Here is a 16,886-nt window from a genome sequence, read left to right as displayed (position 1 = left end):
TTTCCTCAGCGCTTGGCCTTGCGCTTGTTGCGATACTGGTCGACCACCACAGCCACGACGATGATCACGCCCTTGATGATGTCCTGAATATAGGCATCGACCCCGACAAAGGTAAAGCCGCTGGCCATCACGCCGAGGATCAACGCGCCGATTACGGTCCCGGTAATGCGCCCGACACCGCCGGCCAGACTGGTGCCGCCGATTACCGCGGCGGCAATCGCATCCAGCTCGTAGGACATGCCCATGCCCGCTTGCCCTGTGGCCGCACGGGCCGAGGCCACCACACCGGCCAGCCCTGCCAGCAGGCCTGCGATGCTGTAGACGATGACCAGGTGACGCTTGACGTTGATACCCGAGGTGCGCGCCGCCTGCATGTTGCCGCCGATGGCGTAGGTGTACTTGCCGTACTTGGTGTAGCGCAGGGCGATATGGAAGATCACCGCCACCACCAGAAAGATGATCACCGGCATCGCGCCCTGACCGATGGCGGTGTAGGAATCGGAGAGCATGCTGACCGGCTGGCCTTCGGTGTAGTAGCGCGCCAGGCCACGCGCCGAAACCATCATGCCCAGGGTCACGATAAACGGCGGAATGCCGGTGATGGCAATCAGGCTGCCGTTGATTGCCCCGGCCAGCAAACCGACGCCGAGCCCCGCGACCACCGGTATCCACACCGGCAAATCGGTCAGCGACGGAAACACCGCCCGGGAAAAGTCAGAGGTCTGTGCAAGGCTGGCGGCAATCATGGCTGACAAGGCCAGCACCGAGCCCGATGACAAATCGATGCCGGTGGTGATGATCACCTGGGTCACCGCGATGGCCAGCAGGCCGATGATCGACACCTGCAGAATCATCAGCACCAGGCGCTGCGAGTTGAGCAGAAAGCTCTGGTCGCGCACGATCCAGCCGAACACTTCAAAGACCAGGCCGATGCCGATCAGCACCAGAAAAATACTCAGCTCGGTGGGTATCCGGCGCTTGGCCTTGGCCGGCGCCAGGGCCGGTTTGTTTTGTGAAATTGCGTTGTTCATCTGGATCTTCCTCTTGTTCTTGTAAGGCCCGTTCCCAGAAAGAATCGGGACCTGGATGAATCAGTGCCTGAATGGATCAATGCCTGGACGAATCAATGAACCGAATGGCCCGACGCCAGGTGCATGACTTTTTCCTGGGTCGCGTCACCGCGCGCCAGCGTGCCCATCAGTTCGCCCTCGTGCATGACCATGACCCGGTCGCTCATGCCCAGCACTTCGGGCAACTCGGAAGAAATCATGATCACTGCCATGCCTTCGGCGGCCAGCAGCGAGATCAGGCGATAGATCTCGGCCTTGGCGCCGACATCGATGCCACGGGTCGGTTCGTCAAGAATCAGGATGCGCGGGTTGGTCATCAGCCAGCGTGCCAGCAGGGCTTTCTGTTGATTACCGCCCGACAGAGTATCGATGCACTGCTCCAGCGACGGCGTCTTGACCCGCAGCTTCTTGCACATGTCTTCGCACAGGGCACGCAAGGCTTTTTGCTGGATGAAGCCGCCGCCGGCGTAGTTGGACAGCACCACCATTTCCATGTTTTCCATCACCGACAGGCACGGAAACAGCCCGGTGAGCTTGCGGTCCTCGGTCAACAGGGCAAAACCTTTGCTGATTGCCAGTTGCGGGTCGCTGATGCGCACTGGCTGGCCATCAAGAAAGATTTCGCCGCTGTCGCTGGGCGTGATGCCGAACAGGGTTTCGGCCACATTGGTGCGCCCCGAACCCATCAACCCGGCGATGCCGAGAATTTCACCGGCGTGCAGATCAAAAGACACGTCCTTGAAGATGCCATTGAGGGTCAGGTTGCGCACCGACAGCATCACCTCGCCGATCGGCTTTTCGCGCTCGGGGAACAACTGGGTCAGCTCGCGGCCGACCATCATCGAGATCAGGCTGTCACCGTCCATTTGCTCGGCGCGTTGCAGGCCGATGTAGGTGCCGTCACGGAAGATCGCGACCTCGTCGGCGATCTGGAAGACTTCACTCATTTTGTGAGTGATATAGATGATGCCTTTGCCCTGCGCCTTGAGGTCGGCAATGATCGAGAACAGGTGCTCGACTTCACTCTCGGTAATGGCCGAGGTCGGCTCGTCCATGATCAACACATCGGAGTCGTAGGACACCGCCTTGGCAATCTCGACCATCTGCCGCTCGGCGATGCTCAGGTTGCCCACCAGCTCTTCGGGGTCCAGGCGAATGCGCAGGCGCTCAAGCAGCTCGGCGGTGCAGCGATGCATCTTGCCGTGGTCGACCATGTGCAGGCCATTAAGCTGCTCGCGCCCGATCCAGATGTTCTCGGCGATGCTCATGAACGGCATCAGGTTGAGTTCCTGGTGAATCATCGCGATGCCGGCCTGCAGCGCCGCCAAAGGTGTTGCGAATTCGACAGGCCGGCCATGCAGACGGATCTCGCCTTCGTCGGGCTGGTAGATGCCGGCAATGATCTTCATCAGGGTCGACTTGCCGGCACCGTTCTCGCCCATCAGGGCCAGTACGCTGCCGGGACGCACCCGTAGCTGCACGTCATCGAGTGCCACGACACCCGGAAAGCGCTTGCTGATGTGGGCGATTTCCAACAGGTATTCGCACGAATCGGCGCCAAAGGCCGGCTGGCTGTCGCGCGCGGCGTGACGGTCAGCGATAGCGGAATCAGACATGATGACAAGCTCCTCATGCAACAGTCTGCGGGGGGACTAAAGGCCGGAATCCCCCCGGCCTGTACGTTGTTGTTATTGGATTTTCATTTGAACGTGTCGACGTTTTCGGCGGTGATCAGACGATACGGGATGACGATGGATTGCGTGTCGATTTTCTCCTTTTTGGCCATCTTCACCGCCGTCTCGATCGAGCCGTTGGCCTGGCCTTTTGCGTCCTGGTACACCGACACGGTCAGCATCCCGGTCTTCACGGCACGCAGGCCGTCCTGAGCACCGTCGACACCGGCAATGACTACCTCGCCCTGCTTTTTACCGGCCTGCTTGAGGGCCATGGCGGCGCCGATGGCCATCTCGTCGTTATTGGAAATCACTGCGTTGAATTCGCGGCCCTGGGTCAGCCAGTCGTTGGTGATGTCCATGCCGCGCTGACGCTGCCAGATACCGGTCTGCTCCTGGTCGATCTTGATGTCCGGGTATTTGGCGAGGATTTCCTTGACGCCGTCGGTGCGGTTGCGGGTTGCGTTGTTGGCCAGGTCGCCAAGCAGGACCACGATCTTGCCCTTGCCGCCGAGCTTGTCGGCCACGTATTGCATTTGCAGGCGGCCGGCCTCTTTCTCGTCGGAGGTGACGGTGGCCACCCCTTCAGGCAGCTTGGGGTCATCCGGGCTGCGGTTCACGTACACCAGCGGAATGCCGGCGGCCAGCGCAGCCTTGGTGATCGCGGCGGTGGCGGCGGTGTCGACCGGATTGACGATCAAGGCGTCGACCTTCTTGCCGATCAGGTCATGCACCTGGTCGAGCTGCTTGTTGACATCGGTACGCGCATCGACAAATTGCAGCCTCACCCCCTCAGGCATGGCTTTGGCCTTGGCCGCCATGTCTTCGCGCAGGTACGTCAGCCAGATGTCATCGAACTGCGGCATCAGCACGCCGATGTTGATATCGGCCAGCGCCGTGCCGCTGCCGAGCATCAGGGTCAGGGCAAGGGAGGTAAAGGTAGTCTTGATCTTCATGAAGGTCTGTCTCCGGATTCTTGTTGTTGTGTACGGCGGGAGGACTGCAGGAGCAATCAACGCGGAATACGAATGCCGGCAGCGCCGGGCATGCTGACCAGCAGCCAGTTCTTGTGCTCGACACACATGCCGCGACCGATGAGGGTCAGCAGGCGATCGGCAAGAACGCCGCACAGGGACAAGGCAGTGGAGGTGACGCGGTTGGCCCGGGAGCCAGGAGTGAAGGCTTTCATTGACGGTACCTATCTCTGTTTTGTTTTTGTTGGCTTGTTCCCTGCCACGTAGGATGAAACCTACGCGGTGGGTGATTCGATAGTCGGCAACCTGAAAATGACTTTATTGGAAATTTTTTTCCAATTCAACACATTTTAGAATTTTATTCCGTTTAATTTTCCGTTTTGTACGACCTACAAAAAAGCCTGCTTTTCCCGAAGAAAAGCAGGCCTTGTCTTTCCAGTAACGTAAGGCGCCAGCCGCGATTTAAAGCGTCACGACACATCCGTTGGTGGCACTCTGGCGCGCCGCGTCGAGTACCCGTGTAGTGTTCAATACCTCCTGCGGATCGACCGGGTTGTCAGCGCCCGTATCGATAGCCTGCTGCAACTGTCGGTAATATTGCAGCCAGCAACCTCGCTCCGAAGGCACGCGCACGCGGTGCTCACCCTGTTCGAACCAGCCCCAGCGCCGGTGCTCCTCGACACCCCAGTTATCACCCGCGCTCAATGGCGTCTGGCCGGCCAGCGATTGTTCTTCCTGAACATCCAGGCCATCGACGCTGTAGCAACCCAGGGTGCCGCTGACCCTGAACCGTGGCCGGGCGCAGTTCTGCAGGCAACTGCCGGACAAGTGCGAAACCACGCCGTTGGCGTGTGTCAGCGCGACAAAGAAACTGTGATCGACGCTGTCCTGCGGCGTGGCGTATTGCAGCTCGGCGTACACGTGCCGCACCGGGCCGAACAGCACCAGCGCTTGATCTACCAGGTGGCTGCCCAGATCGCGCAAAATGCCGCCCCCGCTCTGCTTGCCCACCGAGGTCGGCGAGAAGCGCTCGACACTGGATTCAAAACGCGACACCTCACCCAACGCGCCACTGTCGAGCAGTTTGCGCACGGTGAGAAAGTCCGAATCCCAGCGCCGGTTCTGGTACACGCTCAGCAGCACGCCGCGCCGTTGAGCGGCGTCGATCAGTTCGCGGGCGTGGGTTTCATCCTGGGCGAAGGGCTTGTCGCTGACCACAGCAACGCCCAGTTCGATGGCTTCGAGAATCTGCCCGTGACGCGCCGCCAGCGGCGTGGAAATCGCCACCGCATCGACGCCTGCGGCCACCAGTTCGCTCAGGCTGTCGAACGCCTGCGCCTGCGGGTAATCGCGGGCCAGTTCCTGACGACGCTCCGGCGAACGCGTCACTACCCCGACAAACGTTGCCTCGGGCAAGCTGGCGATCAAGGGCGCGTGAAAAAAGCGCCCTCCTTTTCCATAACCCACCAATCCGATTCGCATGGTGTTCTCCCTGAACCGCTGGTAATCAATCGTAGAAGGCCGGGCGCGGGCCTTGAGTGACTTTTTCGATAGCGCCGCTTTGCTGGGCCTTGATGCACACATCGGCCGTCACTGCGGCCGCATAACCGTCCCAGGCCGACGGGCCACCGACCTTGCCGGCGGTCACGCCGTCGATAAAGGCTTGCAACTCGACGTCGTAGGCGCCGATGAAGCGGTCTTTCCAGTCGGTCAGAATGGCATTGGACAGCTTGGCCTCACTGCGCAGTTGTACCTGTGAAGGCTCGGGCAGACGCGCGATACCGCTCTCGCCGACCACTTCACACTGGATGTCGTAGCCGTACTGGCAATTGACGAATACTTCGACATCGATGCGCGTGCCGCGTGCGGTTTCCAGCAGCACGATCTGCGGGTCCTTGAGATGTGCGAAGGCCTTGCCGCTCTTGCGCGGGAACACCACTTGCACCGACACATAATCGTCATCGAGCAACCAGCGCAGCACATCGATCTCGTGGATCAAGGTGTCGGTGATGGCCATGTCGGTCTTGTAGTTCTCGCCCACCGTCGGGTTACGGTGCGCGCAGTGCAGCATCAGCGGCTCGCCGATGGTGCCGGCGTCGAGTACCGATTTCAGCGCCCGGTAGCCTTCGTCGTAAGAGCGCATGAAGCCCACTTGCACCAGGCGCCGGCCAAAGGCGATTTCGGCATCGACAATGCGCCGGCAACCTTCGGCAGTCACCGCCAGGGGTTTTTCACAGAACACCGGCTTGCCGGCGGCAATGGCGGCCAGCACATATTCTTCGTGGGTCGGGCCCCAGGAAGTCACCAGAATCGCCTCGACGTCCGGCGCCTGGATCAGCGCATGGCCGTCGGGATAGACCTCGGCGGTAATCCCAAGATCGCTGACGACTTGCGCAGCCTGCTGCAGATTGATGTCGGTGACGGCAACCACTTCACTGCCCAGCAAGGTCTTGCTGCAACGACGAATATGATCGCGGCCAATTGCGCCAGTACCGATAACACCTAATTTCAACGCCATCTCAATGCTCCTTGAATGATTGGGATTGATACCGACTACCTGAAAAAGCCCCCCCCGTAGGAGCGCGCTTGCCCGCGACCGGCTGCGTTAGCAGTCGTAAAATTTCAGCGTTTCCGAGATTTTTGCGAGCGCTACGCACTCGGTCGTCCGAATGCGGCCCAGAGCAAGCGCGCTCCTACGGGTCAGTATTTGCGGGCTTTGGCCAGTTGTTTGTTGAGTTGCTCGTGTACTTGTGCGGTGGTGCCGACCGTGGATACTTCGGCCACGCCGACGCGCCACCACGACAGGTACTTGTGGATCATGGTCTTGGGCAGAACCTTGATGTCGATCAGGGTCGCGACGCTTTGCTGTTGGGCATCGGCCAGTGCTTGCTGCAGTTGCTCCACGGTGCTGACCTTGTAGGTCTTGCAGCCGTAGGCCGCCGCGCTCATGGCGAAGTCGACCGGCACAAAGCCGCCGTCCAGCTTGCCGGTTTCCGGGTTGCGGTAACGGAACTCGGTGCCGAAGCTGTTCATCCCGTGTTCCATTTGCAGGTTGTTGATGCAGCCAAAGGTCATGTTGTCGAGCAGGATCACGTTGATCTTGCGCCGCTCCTGGATCGCGGTGACCAGCTCCGAGTGCAGCATCAGGTACGAGCCATCGCCGACCAGCGCATAGACTTCGCGTTGCGGCGCCGCCAGCTTGACGCCCAGCGCGGCATTGACCTCGTAGCCCATGCACGAATAGCCGTACTCGACGTGGTAAGTGTCGACGCCGGTGCTGCGCCAGGCGCGTTGCAGATCGCCTGGCAGGCTGCCGGCAGCGGCGACGATCACGGCGTCTTTCGGCAGGCTTTCATTGAGCACGCCCAGCACGCGGCTTTGCGTCAGGCACGAGCCGGTCAGTTCGATGAACTCGCGCAACACCGCAGGATCGAGGTGGTCGTTGATTTCCGGAACAAAGTCGCGGCTCTGGTATTCGACCGCATAGACCCGGTCGACCTCGGCATCCAGCTCGGCACGCGCCTCACTGGCGCGCTCGCCCCAGGCACTCTGCCAATCGCTGCCTTCAAGACCGTGCAGCAGCGCTTGCAGTGCCTCCCGGGCATCGGCCAGCACCTGAACGCCGTCGAGCTTCTGCACATCGAAGGCGCCGACATTGAGGTTGAGAAACTGCACATCCGGGTTCTGGAACAGCCATTTCGACGAGGTGGTGAAATCGCTGTAGCGCGTACCGACGCCAATGATCAGGTCCGCTTCCCTGGCCAACTGGTTAGCCGCCAGGGTGCCGGTTTCACCGATGCCGCCCATGTTCAACGGGTGCGCCGAAACCACGGCGCTTTTGCCGGCCTGGGTTTCAGCGAACGGAATGCCGAAGCGCTCGGCCAGCGCCAGCAAGGCCTGCGCGGCGCCGGAGTAGCGCACACCGCCGCCACACACCAGCAACGGTTTGCGTTTGGCCTTGAACAGGGTAAGGGCATCGTCGAGCATCGCGCGGGTCGGCGGACGGCGGTCGATGCGGTGTACCCGGCGCGCCAGGAAGCTGTCGGGATAGTCATAGGCTTCGCCCTGCACATCCTGCGGCAGCGCCAGGGTGACCGCGCCGGTTTCGGCCGGGTCGGTCAGCACGCGCATGGCGCTGAGGGCGGCGCTCATCAACTGCTCGGGACGGTTGATGCGGTCCCAGTATTTGCTCACGGCCTTGAACGCATCGTTGGTGCTGATGCTCAGGTCATGAAACTGCTCGATCTGCTGCAACACCGGGTCCGGCTGCCGGCTGGCGTACACGTCACCCGGCAACAACAGCAACGGAATGCGGTTGGCCGACGCCGTGGCCGCTGCCGTGAGCATGTTCGCCGCACCGGGGCCTACCGACGATGAGCAGGCGTAGATCTTGCGCCGCAAATGCTGCTTGGCAAAACCGATGGCAGCGTGGCACATGCCTTGTTCGTTACGGCCCTGATGCACCATCAGGTCGCCGCTGTCCTGCTCCAGTGCCTGGCCGATGCCCAGCACGTTGCCGTGGCCGAAAATAGTGAAGATGCCTTCGACGAACTTGCTCTGCACGCCGTCGACTTCAACGTACTGGTTGTCCAGAAATCTGACCAGGGCCTGGGCCATGGTCAATCGTGTCGTACTCATGCTCGCACCTTGTTGGTGATGAGAAGAAATGGCGATGCTTTTCAGCTGAACGACTTCTGCAGATGGCCCATGCTGCCCGCCAGCGCCTGCTGGATATCGTCCAGGGCGTGCACGCTTTCAGCGAAGGGCTCGAACGACAGGTGGCCGCTGTAACCGCTGGCCAGCAGGCGCTCGATCTGCGGCGCGTTACCGAGAATGTCGCCTTCGCCGACCAGCACCCGGTGGCCGTCGCGAATGGTGTTGAGCGGCGCCTCGGCGTCCTCGACGCCGGAGATGTGCACCAGCCCGGTCAGCTCGGGGAACATCTCGACTTCGCCGGCCAGGTGATGGTGGAAGGTATCGTGTACCAGACGGAACACGTCCAGCCCGCCGACCGCCTTGATCGCATCGACGGCCTGGCGCTTGAGGCGCAACGAGCACTCCTCAAAACCCAGCGGCTCGACGAAACCGAGAATGCCGTGCTCGCGCAGGATCGGCGCCAGATGGGTCAGGGCCGTGCGCAGGCCGGCGGCGCGCTGGGCCGCGTTGCGGGTGTCGGCGCGGTCGTTGAGCGGGCACATCACCAGCCCTTCGGCACCGCAGTCGCGGGCATAGCGCGCTAGCCGGGTGGCCTGCTCGCGACGCTCGTCGTTCCAGACATCGAAGGGGTACAGGGCGTTGATCGACAGCACCCGAATGTTGCGGGCCTCGCACAGCTCGCGCACGGTGTGCGGCGCGGTGCCGTCTTCGATTTCGATGCCCTTCAGATCGTTGCGGATCTCGATGGCATCGGCGCCCAGCTTGACCGCCAGCTCGATGAACTCAGGCAACGGCAGGCGCGGCGCGACCATACGGTTAAGGGCAAAACGCAGGGATCGACTCATTATTGTTGTTCTCCGCAACGCATGAATGAAAAGGCTAGGCAATGTGATTACTTGGCCGTCGGCATGCTGAATTCGGCACCCTTGGCGATGCTGTCGGGCCAGCGCTGCATGACGCTCTTGTAGCGGCTGTAAAAGCGCAGGCCTTCCTCGCCATAGGCATGGTGGTCGCCGAACAGCGAGCGCTTCCAGCCGCCAAACGAATGCCAGGCCATCGGTACCGGAATCGGCACGTTGATGCCGACCATACCGACCTTGATCGAACGGGCAAAGGCACGGGCCACGCCGCCGTCGCTGGTGAAGCACGACACGCCGTTGCCGAATTCATGGGCGTTGATCAGTTCGACCGCGCTGGCAAAGTCCGGCACATGCACCAGCCCCAGCACCGGACCGAAGATTTCTTCCTTGTAGATCTGCATGTCGGTAGTGACGTGGTCGAACAGCGTGGCCCCGACGAAGAAGCCGTTCTCGGCGCCCGGCACCGTGAAGTGGCGCCCGTCGACGATCAGTTTCGCGCCCTCTTTGACGCCCTGATCGATATAGCCCTCGACCTTGGCCTTGTGCACCGCCGTGACCAGCGGGCCCATGTCGCTGTCGGGCTGCATGCCGTTGCCGACCTTGAGCTGGTCGATGCGCGGCAGCAATTTGTCGATCAGTTTCTGCCCGGTGTCACCGACCACCACCGCGATGGAAATCGCCATGCAACGCTCGCCGGCCGAACCGTAGGCGGCGCCGATCAAGGCGTCGGCGGCCTGGTCCAGGTCAGCGTCGGGCATCACGATCATGTGGTTCTTGGCGCCGCCCAGCGCCTGCACGCGCTTGCCACGGGCCGTGCCTTCGCGGTGGATGTATTCGGCAATCGGTGTGGAGCCGACAAACGACACCGCTTCGATGTCCGGGTGCTGCAACAGCGTGTCGACCGCCAGTTTGTCGCCCTGCACCACGTTGAACACGCCGTCCGGCAAGCCGGCTTCCTTGAGCAGGCGCGCCATCAGCAGGCTGGCCGACGGGTCGCGCTCGGACGGTTTGAGGATGAAGCAGTTACCGGTGACCAGCGCCATCGGGATCATCCACAACGGCACCATGACCGGGAAATTGAACGGCGTGATGCCGGCGCAGACGCCCAGCGGCTGGCGCAGGTTCCAGTTGTCGATGCCGCCACCGATGTTGTCGGAAAACTCGCTTTTGAGCAGGTTCGGCGCACCGCAGGCGAACTCGACGATTTCGATGCCGCGCACCACCTCGCCCTTGGCATCGGAAAACACCTTGCCGTGTTCACGGCAGATGATCTCGGCCAGTTCATCGTGGTGACGGTCGAGCAACTCCTTGAACTTGAACATCACCCGCGCCCGGCGCAGCGAAGACTGCTCGGACCAGGCCGGGAATGCAGCGCGCGCGGCGGCAACGGCCTGCTCGACGGTCTGCTGGCTGGCCAGCGCAACCCGCGCCTGCACGCTGCCGGTGGCCGGGTTGAAAACATCGCTGTAACGCTCGGCGGCGTTATTCAACTCGCCGTTGATGTAGTGACCGATGACCGGTGAATCACTCATGACTGACTCCATATTCTTGTTAAGGGACGTACAGACAGGGCTACCCCCCTGTAGGAGCGCGCTCTGCCCGCGACCGGCTGCGTTAGCAGTCGTAAATTTTCAGCGTTTCCACAATTTTACGAGCGCTAGCGCACTCGGTCGCGGGCAAGCGCGCTCCTACAGTTCGAGCAGCCAGCTGTGCTGCGGATCGTTGTGAAATTGCCAGGCGCGCTTGGGGCCGGCCATCACGTTGAGGTAATACGACTCGTAGCCGTATGGCACGCTGACCGGGTGATAGCCCTTGGGCACGGTCACCAGGTCGTTGTTTTCCACGGCCATGGCCTGGTCGATGCTACGGTCATCGGTGTACACGCGCTGGAACACGAAGCCCTGCGGCGGGTTGATCTGGTGGTAATAGGTTTCTTCGAGAAAGCTCTCGTGCGGCAGGTTGTCCTGGTCGTGCTTGTGCGGCGGGTAGCTTGAAGAGTGCCCCGAAGGCGTGCGCACCTCGACCACCAGCAGCGAATGGGCCGGCTCGGTGTCAGGCAAAATGTCACACACGTAACGGGTATTGGCGCTCTTGCCGCGCACGCTGCGTTTCATGCTGCCCGGGCTGATCAGGCGCGCTGGCAGCGGCTCGGCGCGGTTGCCGGGCGCGGCGCATACGGCCAGGTGTGCAGCACCGAGGGCGGTGAATTGCGCCTGGCTGTCCGCTGGCAGGTATACGGCAAACGGCGATTTCTCTTCGAACACCGACTCGCGGTCGCCGATGTTTTCCCAACTGAAGGCGCCCTGCCCCGGCGCTTCGCCGCTGACACTGGCGCGCCCGGACAGCAGCACCACACACAACTCTTTGTCGCCGGCACTGAGCGGCAGTTGCTCGCCCGCCGCCAGGCGATACGCGGCAAAGCCTACATAGTCCAGAACACCGTCTTGCAGCGCGACGATGTCGCGGCCCTCGGCTTTGCTCTTGGTCAACAGGTTCATTGTCCAGTCCTCCTTTTCAGGCAACGCTTTTGTTGTTAGTGAACGTCGGCAAGCAGTTGACGCAGCGTGTCGAAGCCCTTTTTGGCGTACACGTAACTGGGCGCGACCGCAGGATCCTGCTCGGCCTCGACCACCAGCCAGCCGTGGTAATCGGCCTGGCGCAGCACCCGCAGCAGGGCCGCGAAATCGATGTCGCCATCGCCGGGCACGGTGAAAGTGCCATTGATGATGCAGTCCGGAAAGCTCCAGAGGTTATTGCGCGCCAGTTGCACCACGGCCTTGCGCACATCCTTGAAGTGCACATGGCACACGCGCTCGATGTGCTTGCCCAGTACCGCCAGCGGATCGCCGCCGCCCATGTAGCAGTGACCCGAATCGAACAGCAGGCCGACCTCGCTGCCGGTCAACGCCATCAGTGTGTCGATGTCGGCAGGCGACTCGACATAGGCGCCCATGTGATGGTGATACGCCAGACGCACACCCCGCGACAGGGTGAAACGCGCAAGCTCGGTCAGCTTGTCGGCGTACTCGCGCCAGGCCGCGTCGGTATGAAAACGCGGGCGCTCGACCAGCGGGATGCGCTGGCCCTGGATCGAATCGGCGACCTCACCATAGACCAGCACCGAGGCGCCGTTTTGCGCGAGGATGTCCAGGTGCGGGCCGATGGCTTCGATTTCTTCGGCCACCGAACGCCGCGCCAGCTGGCTTGAATACCAGCCCGACACCAGCGCCAGGCCGTAAGGGCGCAACACATCGCCCACGCCTTTAGCGTCCTTTGGAAACTTGCCGTTGAGCTCAAAGCCTTCGTAGCCGATTTGCTGGCCTTCGCTTAACGCGGTGGCCAGCGGCGTCTCGCCGCCCAGGGCCGGCAAGTCGTCGTTGCTCCAGGAAATCGGGTTGATGCCAATGCGAATAGAGGTAGCGGAAACAGACATGGCTGTACCTTTTTTATTGTCGTTATCGCTGAATCAATGAAGTCGTGCTTCAGGCGCGGCTGGCGCGCCAGGACTCGATCAATCCGCTGAAAATGTCCTGCACCTGGGCAATCAGGCCGTCGTCGTCGATCTCGCCGTTGAACCAGGCGCGGCTTGGCTCGCGGAAAATCGTACGGCCCACGGCAAACCCCCGGCAGGTACGGCTGTCGCGCGCCTGGGAAAAGCCTTCGGCGAGTGCCTGCACCGGCGCATTCAGGCCCAGCAGCACCACGCCTCGGCAATACGGGTCGCGCTCCTGGATCAGTTCATCGAGCTGGCGCCAGACCTCGGCGTCCTGCGCTTCGATCTTCCACCACGCCGGATAAATGCCCAGGTTGTAGAAGCGCTTCAAGGCGCGGTACATGACATCGGGATGGGTGGATGAATGGTCCTTGGGCGGGATGATTTCCAGCAGCAGTTCGTGGCCGCTGGCTTTTGACGCTTCATACAGGCCCTTGATCTGCGCTTCCTGTTCCAGGCGCAACAGCGGCTCGTCGTCGGGGTGGTACTGCACCAGGCACTTGATGATCTGCTCGGCCGGCCAGTTGACCAGATTGCTGCCGATCGAACGGCCATGCTCGAAGGCCAGCGGCCGCGAGCCCTGCACTTCGACCGGGCGCGCCACCCACCAGCCACGCCCGGTGGCGGCATTCAGCGCATCCTGGCCAAAACGCTGATCGGCCAGCAGCCCGACATCGGCCTCGATACCGCGCGCGGCCAGATCGTCTTCGACCCTTGCCACGGCGTTGATGAACAGTTGCTTGAGGTACGGGATGCTGCTCAGTTCGCGCCCGGCCTGTTGCGCCAGCTCGACCAGTTGCCCGCGATGGTCGAAGGCAAAGATGAACAGTTGCTTCCATTGTTTACGCGGCACGCTGACCTGATGCAGCCGTTGCAGGGCCACGTCCTGATCGGGCCGGGTAATCGGCACCGGGCTGTTGAACAGGTAATCGAGTTCGGCCGGCGTCGGCATGGCGGGCGCACAGGCATGCCGCGACACCACCAGACCGCCGCAGGCATTGGCCAACTGGCAGCAACGCTCGTCATCGGCCTCTTTCAGCCAGCCACTGAGAAAGCCGGACATGAACGCATCGCCGGCCCCCAGCACATTGAGCACTTCAACGCGTACACCGGGATAAATCGCGCCGTCTTCCAGGCGCTCCGGGATCGCGCCGTGAATCACCGTGCAGCCTTGCGGGCCGAGCTTGACCACCAGGGTCGCGGCACTCAGTTCACGCACGTTGCGCAAGGCGCTCAACAGGTCGGTGCTGCCACCGGCAATCAGAAATTCTTCTTCGGTGCCGACGATCAAGTCGAAGCGCGGCAGGATGCGCTGCACGTGCTGGCTGACCTTCTGGTCGGCGACAAAACGGGTCTCGCCATCGGCCTTGCCGGCCAGGCCCCACAGCACCGGGCGGTAATCGATGTCGAGTACGCGGCGCACATTGTGCTTTTCGGCATAGTCGAGCGCCTGGCTGCTGGCGCGGAACACCTGCTCGGTGGAGAAATGCGTGCCGGTGATCAGCAAGGCCTTGCTGGAGGCGATCAGTTGTTCGTCGATGTCTTCGGCACGCAGCGCCATGTCGGCGCAATTCTCGCGGTAGAACACCAGCGGAAAGGTTTCGCGGTCCTTGAGGCCCAGCAGCACCATGGCGGTCAGGCGCTCCGGGTCGCGGCGGATGCCGCTGACATCGCAGCCTTCGCGGGCCAGCGACTCGACCAGGAAACGGCCCATGTGGTCATCGCCGACGCGGCTGAGCATGGCCGACTTCAAGCCGAGCCGCGCGGTGCCGAAGGCGATGTTGGCGGATGAGCCGCCGAGGTATTTGGCAAAACTGGAAACGTCTTCAAGGCGTGCGCCGACCTGCTGCGCATAAAGATCGACGCCCAGGCGTCCGAGGCATATCAGATCCAACTGACGCCCATTGGCAAAGCGAGTCTGGCCCATGGTGGCTCCTGTTATTTTTATCAGCCTGCATCACGCACAGCGGCGGCGCGAAATGTTCTTGGTGCCTGAAGACTAAAACGTCTCGGCGCACCAATCAATATTTATTCTATAATTTTTTCTATTGGAAAATTTATTCCACAAATAGCGCAAGCCGCCCCGCTGGCCGCCGAGCTGGGTTAAAGTGGCCCACGGCCTTGAGTGCCATAGAAGAACAAGCAAGAAGGATTGAAGTCATGTCCACTACCGAGCAGCCGTCCCAACCCGACACCGCCGCTGCCGCACCGATCAGCGCCGAAGAGCTGTTGCGCATGATCACCGAGCAATACGAAGAGTTGCCGCGCCAGCTCAAGCGCATTGCCAGTTATATGAGCCAGCAGAGTGGGCGGATCATGGTCGACCGCATCAGCGACATCGCTCGCGAATGCGAGGTACATCCCTCGGCGATCGTGCGGTTTTCGCAACGTTTCGGCTTCAGCGGCTTCAGCGAAATGCAGGCGCTGTTTCGCGACGCCTACACGCACAAGACCACGCCGGTGCAGAACTACCAGCAACGCATCCGCAGCATGATCGCCGACAAGGCGCACAAGGCCGGCGCCGGCGACCTGGCGCGCGAATGCGTGAACGCAACCTTGTCGGGCCTGGAACGCTTGAGCGACGACCTTGACGATGAAGCGTTCGAGAAGGGCGTGGACCTGGTAGTCAACGCAGAAAACATCTATGTGGTCGGCGTCCGTCGCTCATTCGCGGTGGCCGACTACCTGGTCTACAACCTGCAGCACACCAACAAGCGCATTCACCTGATCTCGGGCCTGGGCGGCGGTTATCGCGAGCAGATGCGCAGCATTCGTTCCACCGACCTGTTGATCGCCATCAGCTTTACCCCGTACGGCAAGGAAACCCAGCATTGCCTGCGCATCGCCCAGCACAACCAGGCCAAGACCCTGATCGTCACCGACAGCAACCTGTCGCCTTTGGCCAAGCGCGCCAACTCGGTGTTGCTGGTCAATGAAGGCAGCTCGTTTGCATTCCGCTCGCTGAGCGCCACCTTATGCCTGTGCCAGGCGCTGTTTATCGCCGTGGCGTATCGACTGGAATTGAAAGTCGACGAAATTCACGAGCAGGTCGATCTGGAAGACTGAAGTCCCGTAGGACCGGCTTTAGCCGGGAACGGTGGCGCTGCGTTCCCGGCTAAAGCCGGTCCTGCGGGGTCTATGCGGCACGTTTTCCTTCCGTCGGCAGGCCGGGCGAATAAGTTGTACAAAAAATGAAGATGCCATCTATAGTGCCATCATTGCCTAGGACAGCATGTGCGCTCATCTCCAGCCCGTTCGGGTACTCCGTTCGGACGCCCCGTTCGGGTTTCCCATAAGTCTGGGCCAGGCACGCACAAGACATGGACCGGAATTTCGTGCCATCTCCTTGTGAGCGTATCGCCATGTTCTTCAAATCCAATCAGAAAGCCCTCGCCGCCCTCCAGCAGACCATCGATCAGCAAGCCTGCCAGCTTGCAGCCATCAATCGCTCGATGGCCAGCATCGAATTCGACCTGAACGGCACCGTGCTCGATGCCAACGAAAACTTTCTCAAAGCCATGGGCTACCGCCGTGAAGACATCCTCGGCAAGCATCACCGCATGTTCTGCACCGCAGACGACGTACGCAGCCCCGACTACGACAAGCTCTGGGCACGGCTGCGTGCCGGGGACTTTGTCAGCTCGACCTTTCGCCGGGTCAGCCGCGAGGGCAAAACGGTCTGGCTCGAAGCCAGCTACAACCCGGTTCGCGATCACACCGGCAAGGTATTGAAAGTCGTCAAATACGCCGTCGATGTGACGGCCAGGATCGAGGCCGATAACGAAGCACGCAACAAACTGCAAGCCATCGACCGGGCCATGGCGGTGATCGAGTTCGATCTCGACGGCCGGATTCTCAAGGCCAACGCCAACCTGACCCAGACCATGGGCTACAGCGAGGCCGAACTGGTGGGCAAGAACCACCGCATGCTGTGCCCTGCCGAGGTGTCCGACAGCAGCGAATACGCCGATTTCTGGCGCCGCCTGAACAAGGGCGAATTCTTCAGCGGCCAGTTCAAGCGCATGGGCCGTAACGGCCAGACCCGCTGGCTGGAAGCCAATTACAACCCGGTCTTCGATGCCAGCGGCAAGCTGTGCCGGATCATCAAGTTCGCCTCCGACATCACCTCACGCATCGAGCAGCATGAACGCGACGCCAGC

At 61.5% G+C, this 16,886-nt stretch carries 13 protein-coding genes and 1 pseudogene; 2 read left to right on the top strand and 12 right to left on the bottom strand.

Features of this window, described 5'->3' with window-relative positions:
* Positions 1–5 precede the first annotated feature (5 nt).
* The 12 genes from ACYAS9_RS24070 to ACYAS9_RS24015 form a co-directional block, all read right to left on the bottom strand.
* Positions 6–1,031 (bottom strand): ABC transporter permease, encoded by a 1,026-nt coding sequence (locus tag ACYAS9_RS24070; protein ID WP_463570907.1) that lies wholly within the window; start codon positions 1,029–1,031, stop codon positions 6–8.
* A gap of 92 nt (positions 1,032–1,123) precedes the next feature.
* Positions 1,124–2,686, bottom strand: coding sequence for a sugar ABC transporter ATP-binding protein (locus ACYAS9_RS24065; protein ID WP_463570906.1), 1,563 nt, complete (start codon positions 2,684–2,686; stop codon positions 1,124–1,126).
* A gap of 83 nt (positions 2,687–2,769) precedes the next feature.
* The gene (locus tag ACYAS9_RS24060; protein ID WP_463570905.1) at positions 2,770–3,699 is read right to left on the bottom strand and encodes a substrate-binding domain-containing protein; all 930 of its coding nucleotides are present in this window, start codon (positions 3,697–3,699) and stop codon (positions 2,770–2,772) included.
* Between the two features lie 56 nt (positions 3,700–3,755).
* Positions 3,756–3,932 carry a hypothetical protein gene (locus tag ACYAS9_RS24055; protein ID WP_463570903.1) on the bottom strand — a complete coding sequence of 59 codons (177 nt, stop codon included), beginning with the start codon at positions 3,930–3,932 and terminating at the stop codon, positions 3,756–3,758.
* 247 nt (positions 3,933–4,179) lie between these two features.
* A complete protein-coding gene (locus ACYAS9_RS24050) occupies positions 4,180–5,199 on the bottom strand; it encodes a Gfo/Idh/MocA family protein (RefSeq protein ID WP_463570902.1) in 1,020 nt (339 codons plus the stop codon).
* 25 nt (positions 5,200–5,224) lie between these two features.
* Positions 5,225–6,235: a bifunctional inositol 2-dehydrogenase/D-chiro-inositol 1-dehydrogenase gene (iolG, locus tag ACYAS9_RS24045; RefSeq protein ID WP_463570901.1), complete on the bottom strand. Its 1,011-nt coding sequence runs from the start codon at positions 6,233–6,235 to the stop codon at positions 5,225–5,227.
* Positions 6,236–6,417: 182 nt separating this feature from the next.
* Positions 6,418–8,355 (bottom strand): 3D-(3,5/4)-trihydroxycyclohexane-1,2-dione acylhydrolase (decyclizing), encoded by a 1,938-nt coding sequence (iolD, locus tag ACYAS9_RS24040; protein ID WP_463570900.1) that lies wholly within the window; start codon positions 8,353–8,355, stop codon positions 6,418–6,420.
* 41 nt (positions 8,356–8,396) lie between these two features.
* The gene (locus ACYAS9_RS24035; RefSeq protein ID WP_463570899.1) at positions 8,397–9,218 is read right to left on the bottom strand and encodes a TIM barrel protein; all 822 of its coding nucleotides are present in this window, start codon (positions 9,216–9,218) and stop codon (positions 8,397–8,399) included.
* A 47-nt stretch (positions 9,219–9,265) separates the two neighbouring features.
* A complete protein-coding gene (locus tag ACYAS9_RS24030) occupies positions 9,266–10,765 on the bottom strand; it encodes a CoA-acylating methylmalonate-semialdehyde dehydrogenase (RefSeq protein WP_463570898.1) in 1,500 nt (499 codons plus the stop codon).
* A 156-nt stretch (positions 10,766–10,921) separates the two neighbouring features.
* Positions 10,922–11,731 carry a 5-deoxy-glucuronate isomerase gene (gene iolB, locus ACYAS9_RS24025; RefSeq protein ID WP_463570896.1) on the bottom strand — a complete coding sequence of 270 codons (810 nt, stop codon included), beginning with the start codon at positions 11,729–11,731 and terminating at the stop codon, positions 10,922–10,924.
* Positions 11,732–11,766: 35 nt separating this feature from the next.
* Positions 11,767–12,666: a myo-inosose-2 dehydratase gene (gene iolE, locus ACYAS9_RS24020; RefSeq protein ID WP_463570895.1), complete on the bottom strand. Its 900-nt coding sequence runs from the start codon at positions 12,664–12,666 to the stop codon at positions 11,767–11,769.
* A gap of 49 nt (positions 12,667–12,715) precedes the next feature.
* Positions 12,716–14,653 carry a bifunctional 5-dehydro-2-deoxygluconokinase/5-dehydro-2-deoxyphosphogluconate aldolase gene (locus ACYAS9_RS24015; protein ID WP_463570894.1) on the bottom strand — a complete coding sequence of 646 codons (1,938 nt, stop codon included), beginning with the start codon at positions 14,651–14,653 and terminating at the stop codon, positions 12,716–12,718.
* A gap of 233 nt (positions 14,654–14,886) precedes the next feature.
* On the opposite strand from ACYAS9_RS24015, the gene ACYAS9_RS24010 reads away from it, so the two are divergent.
* Positions 14,887–15,792, top strand: coding sequence for a MurR/RpiR family transcriptional regulator (locus tag ACYAS9_RS24010; RefSeq protein ID WP_463570893.1), 906 nt, complete (start codon positions 14,887–14,889; stop codon positions 15,790–15,792).
* A 254-nt stretch (positions 15,793–16,046) separates the two neighbouring features.
* Positions 16,047–16,862: pseudogene (locus ACYAS9_RS24005) on the top strand (PAS domain-containing protein); the annotation flags it as partial.
* Positions 16,863–16,886: the final 24 nt, after the last annotated feature.

It is taken from the genome of Pseudomonas sp. HP_08 (assembly GCF_055284095.1).
Note: the sequence above shows the minus strand (reverse complement) of the source record. Positions and strands in the feature narration are given on the sequence as shown.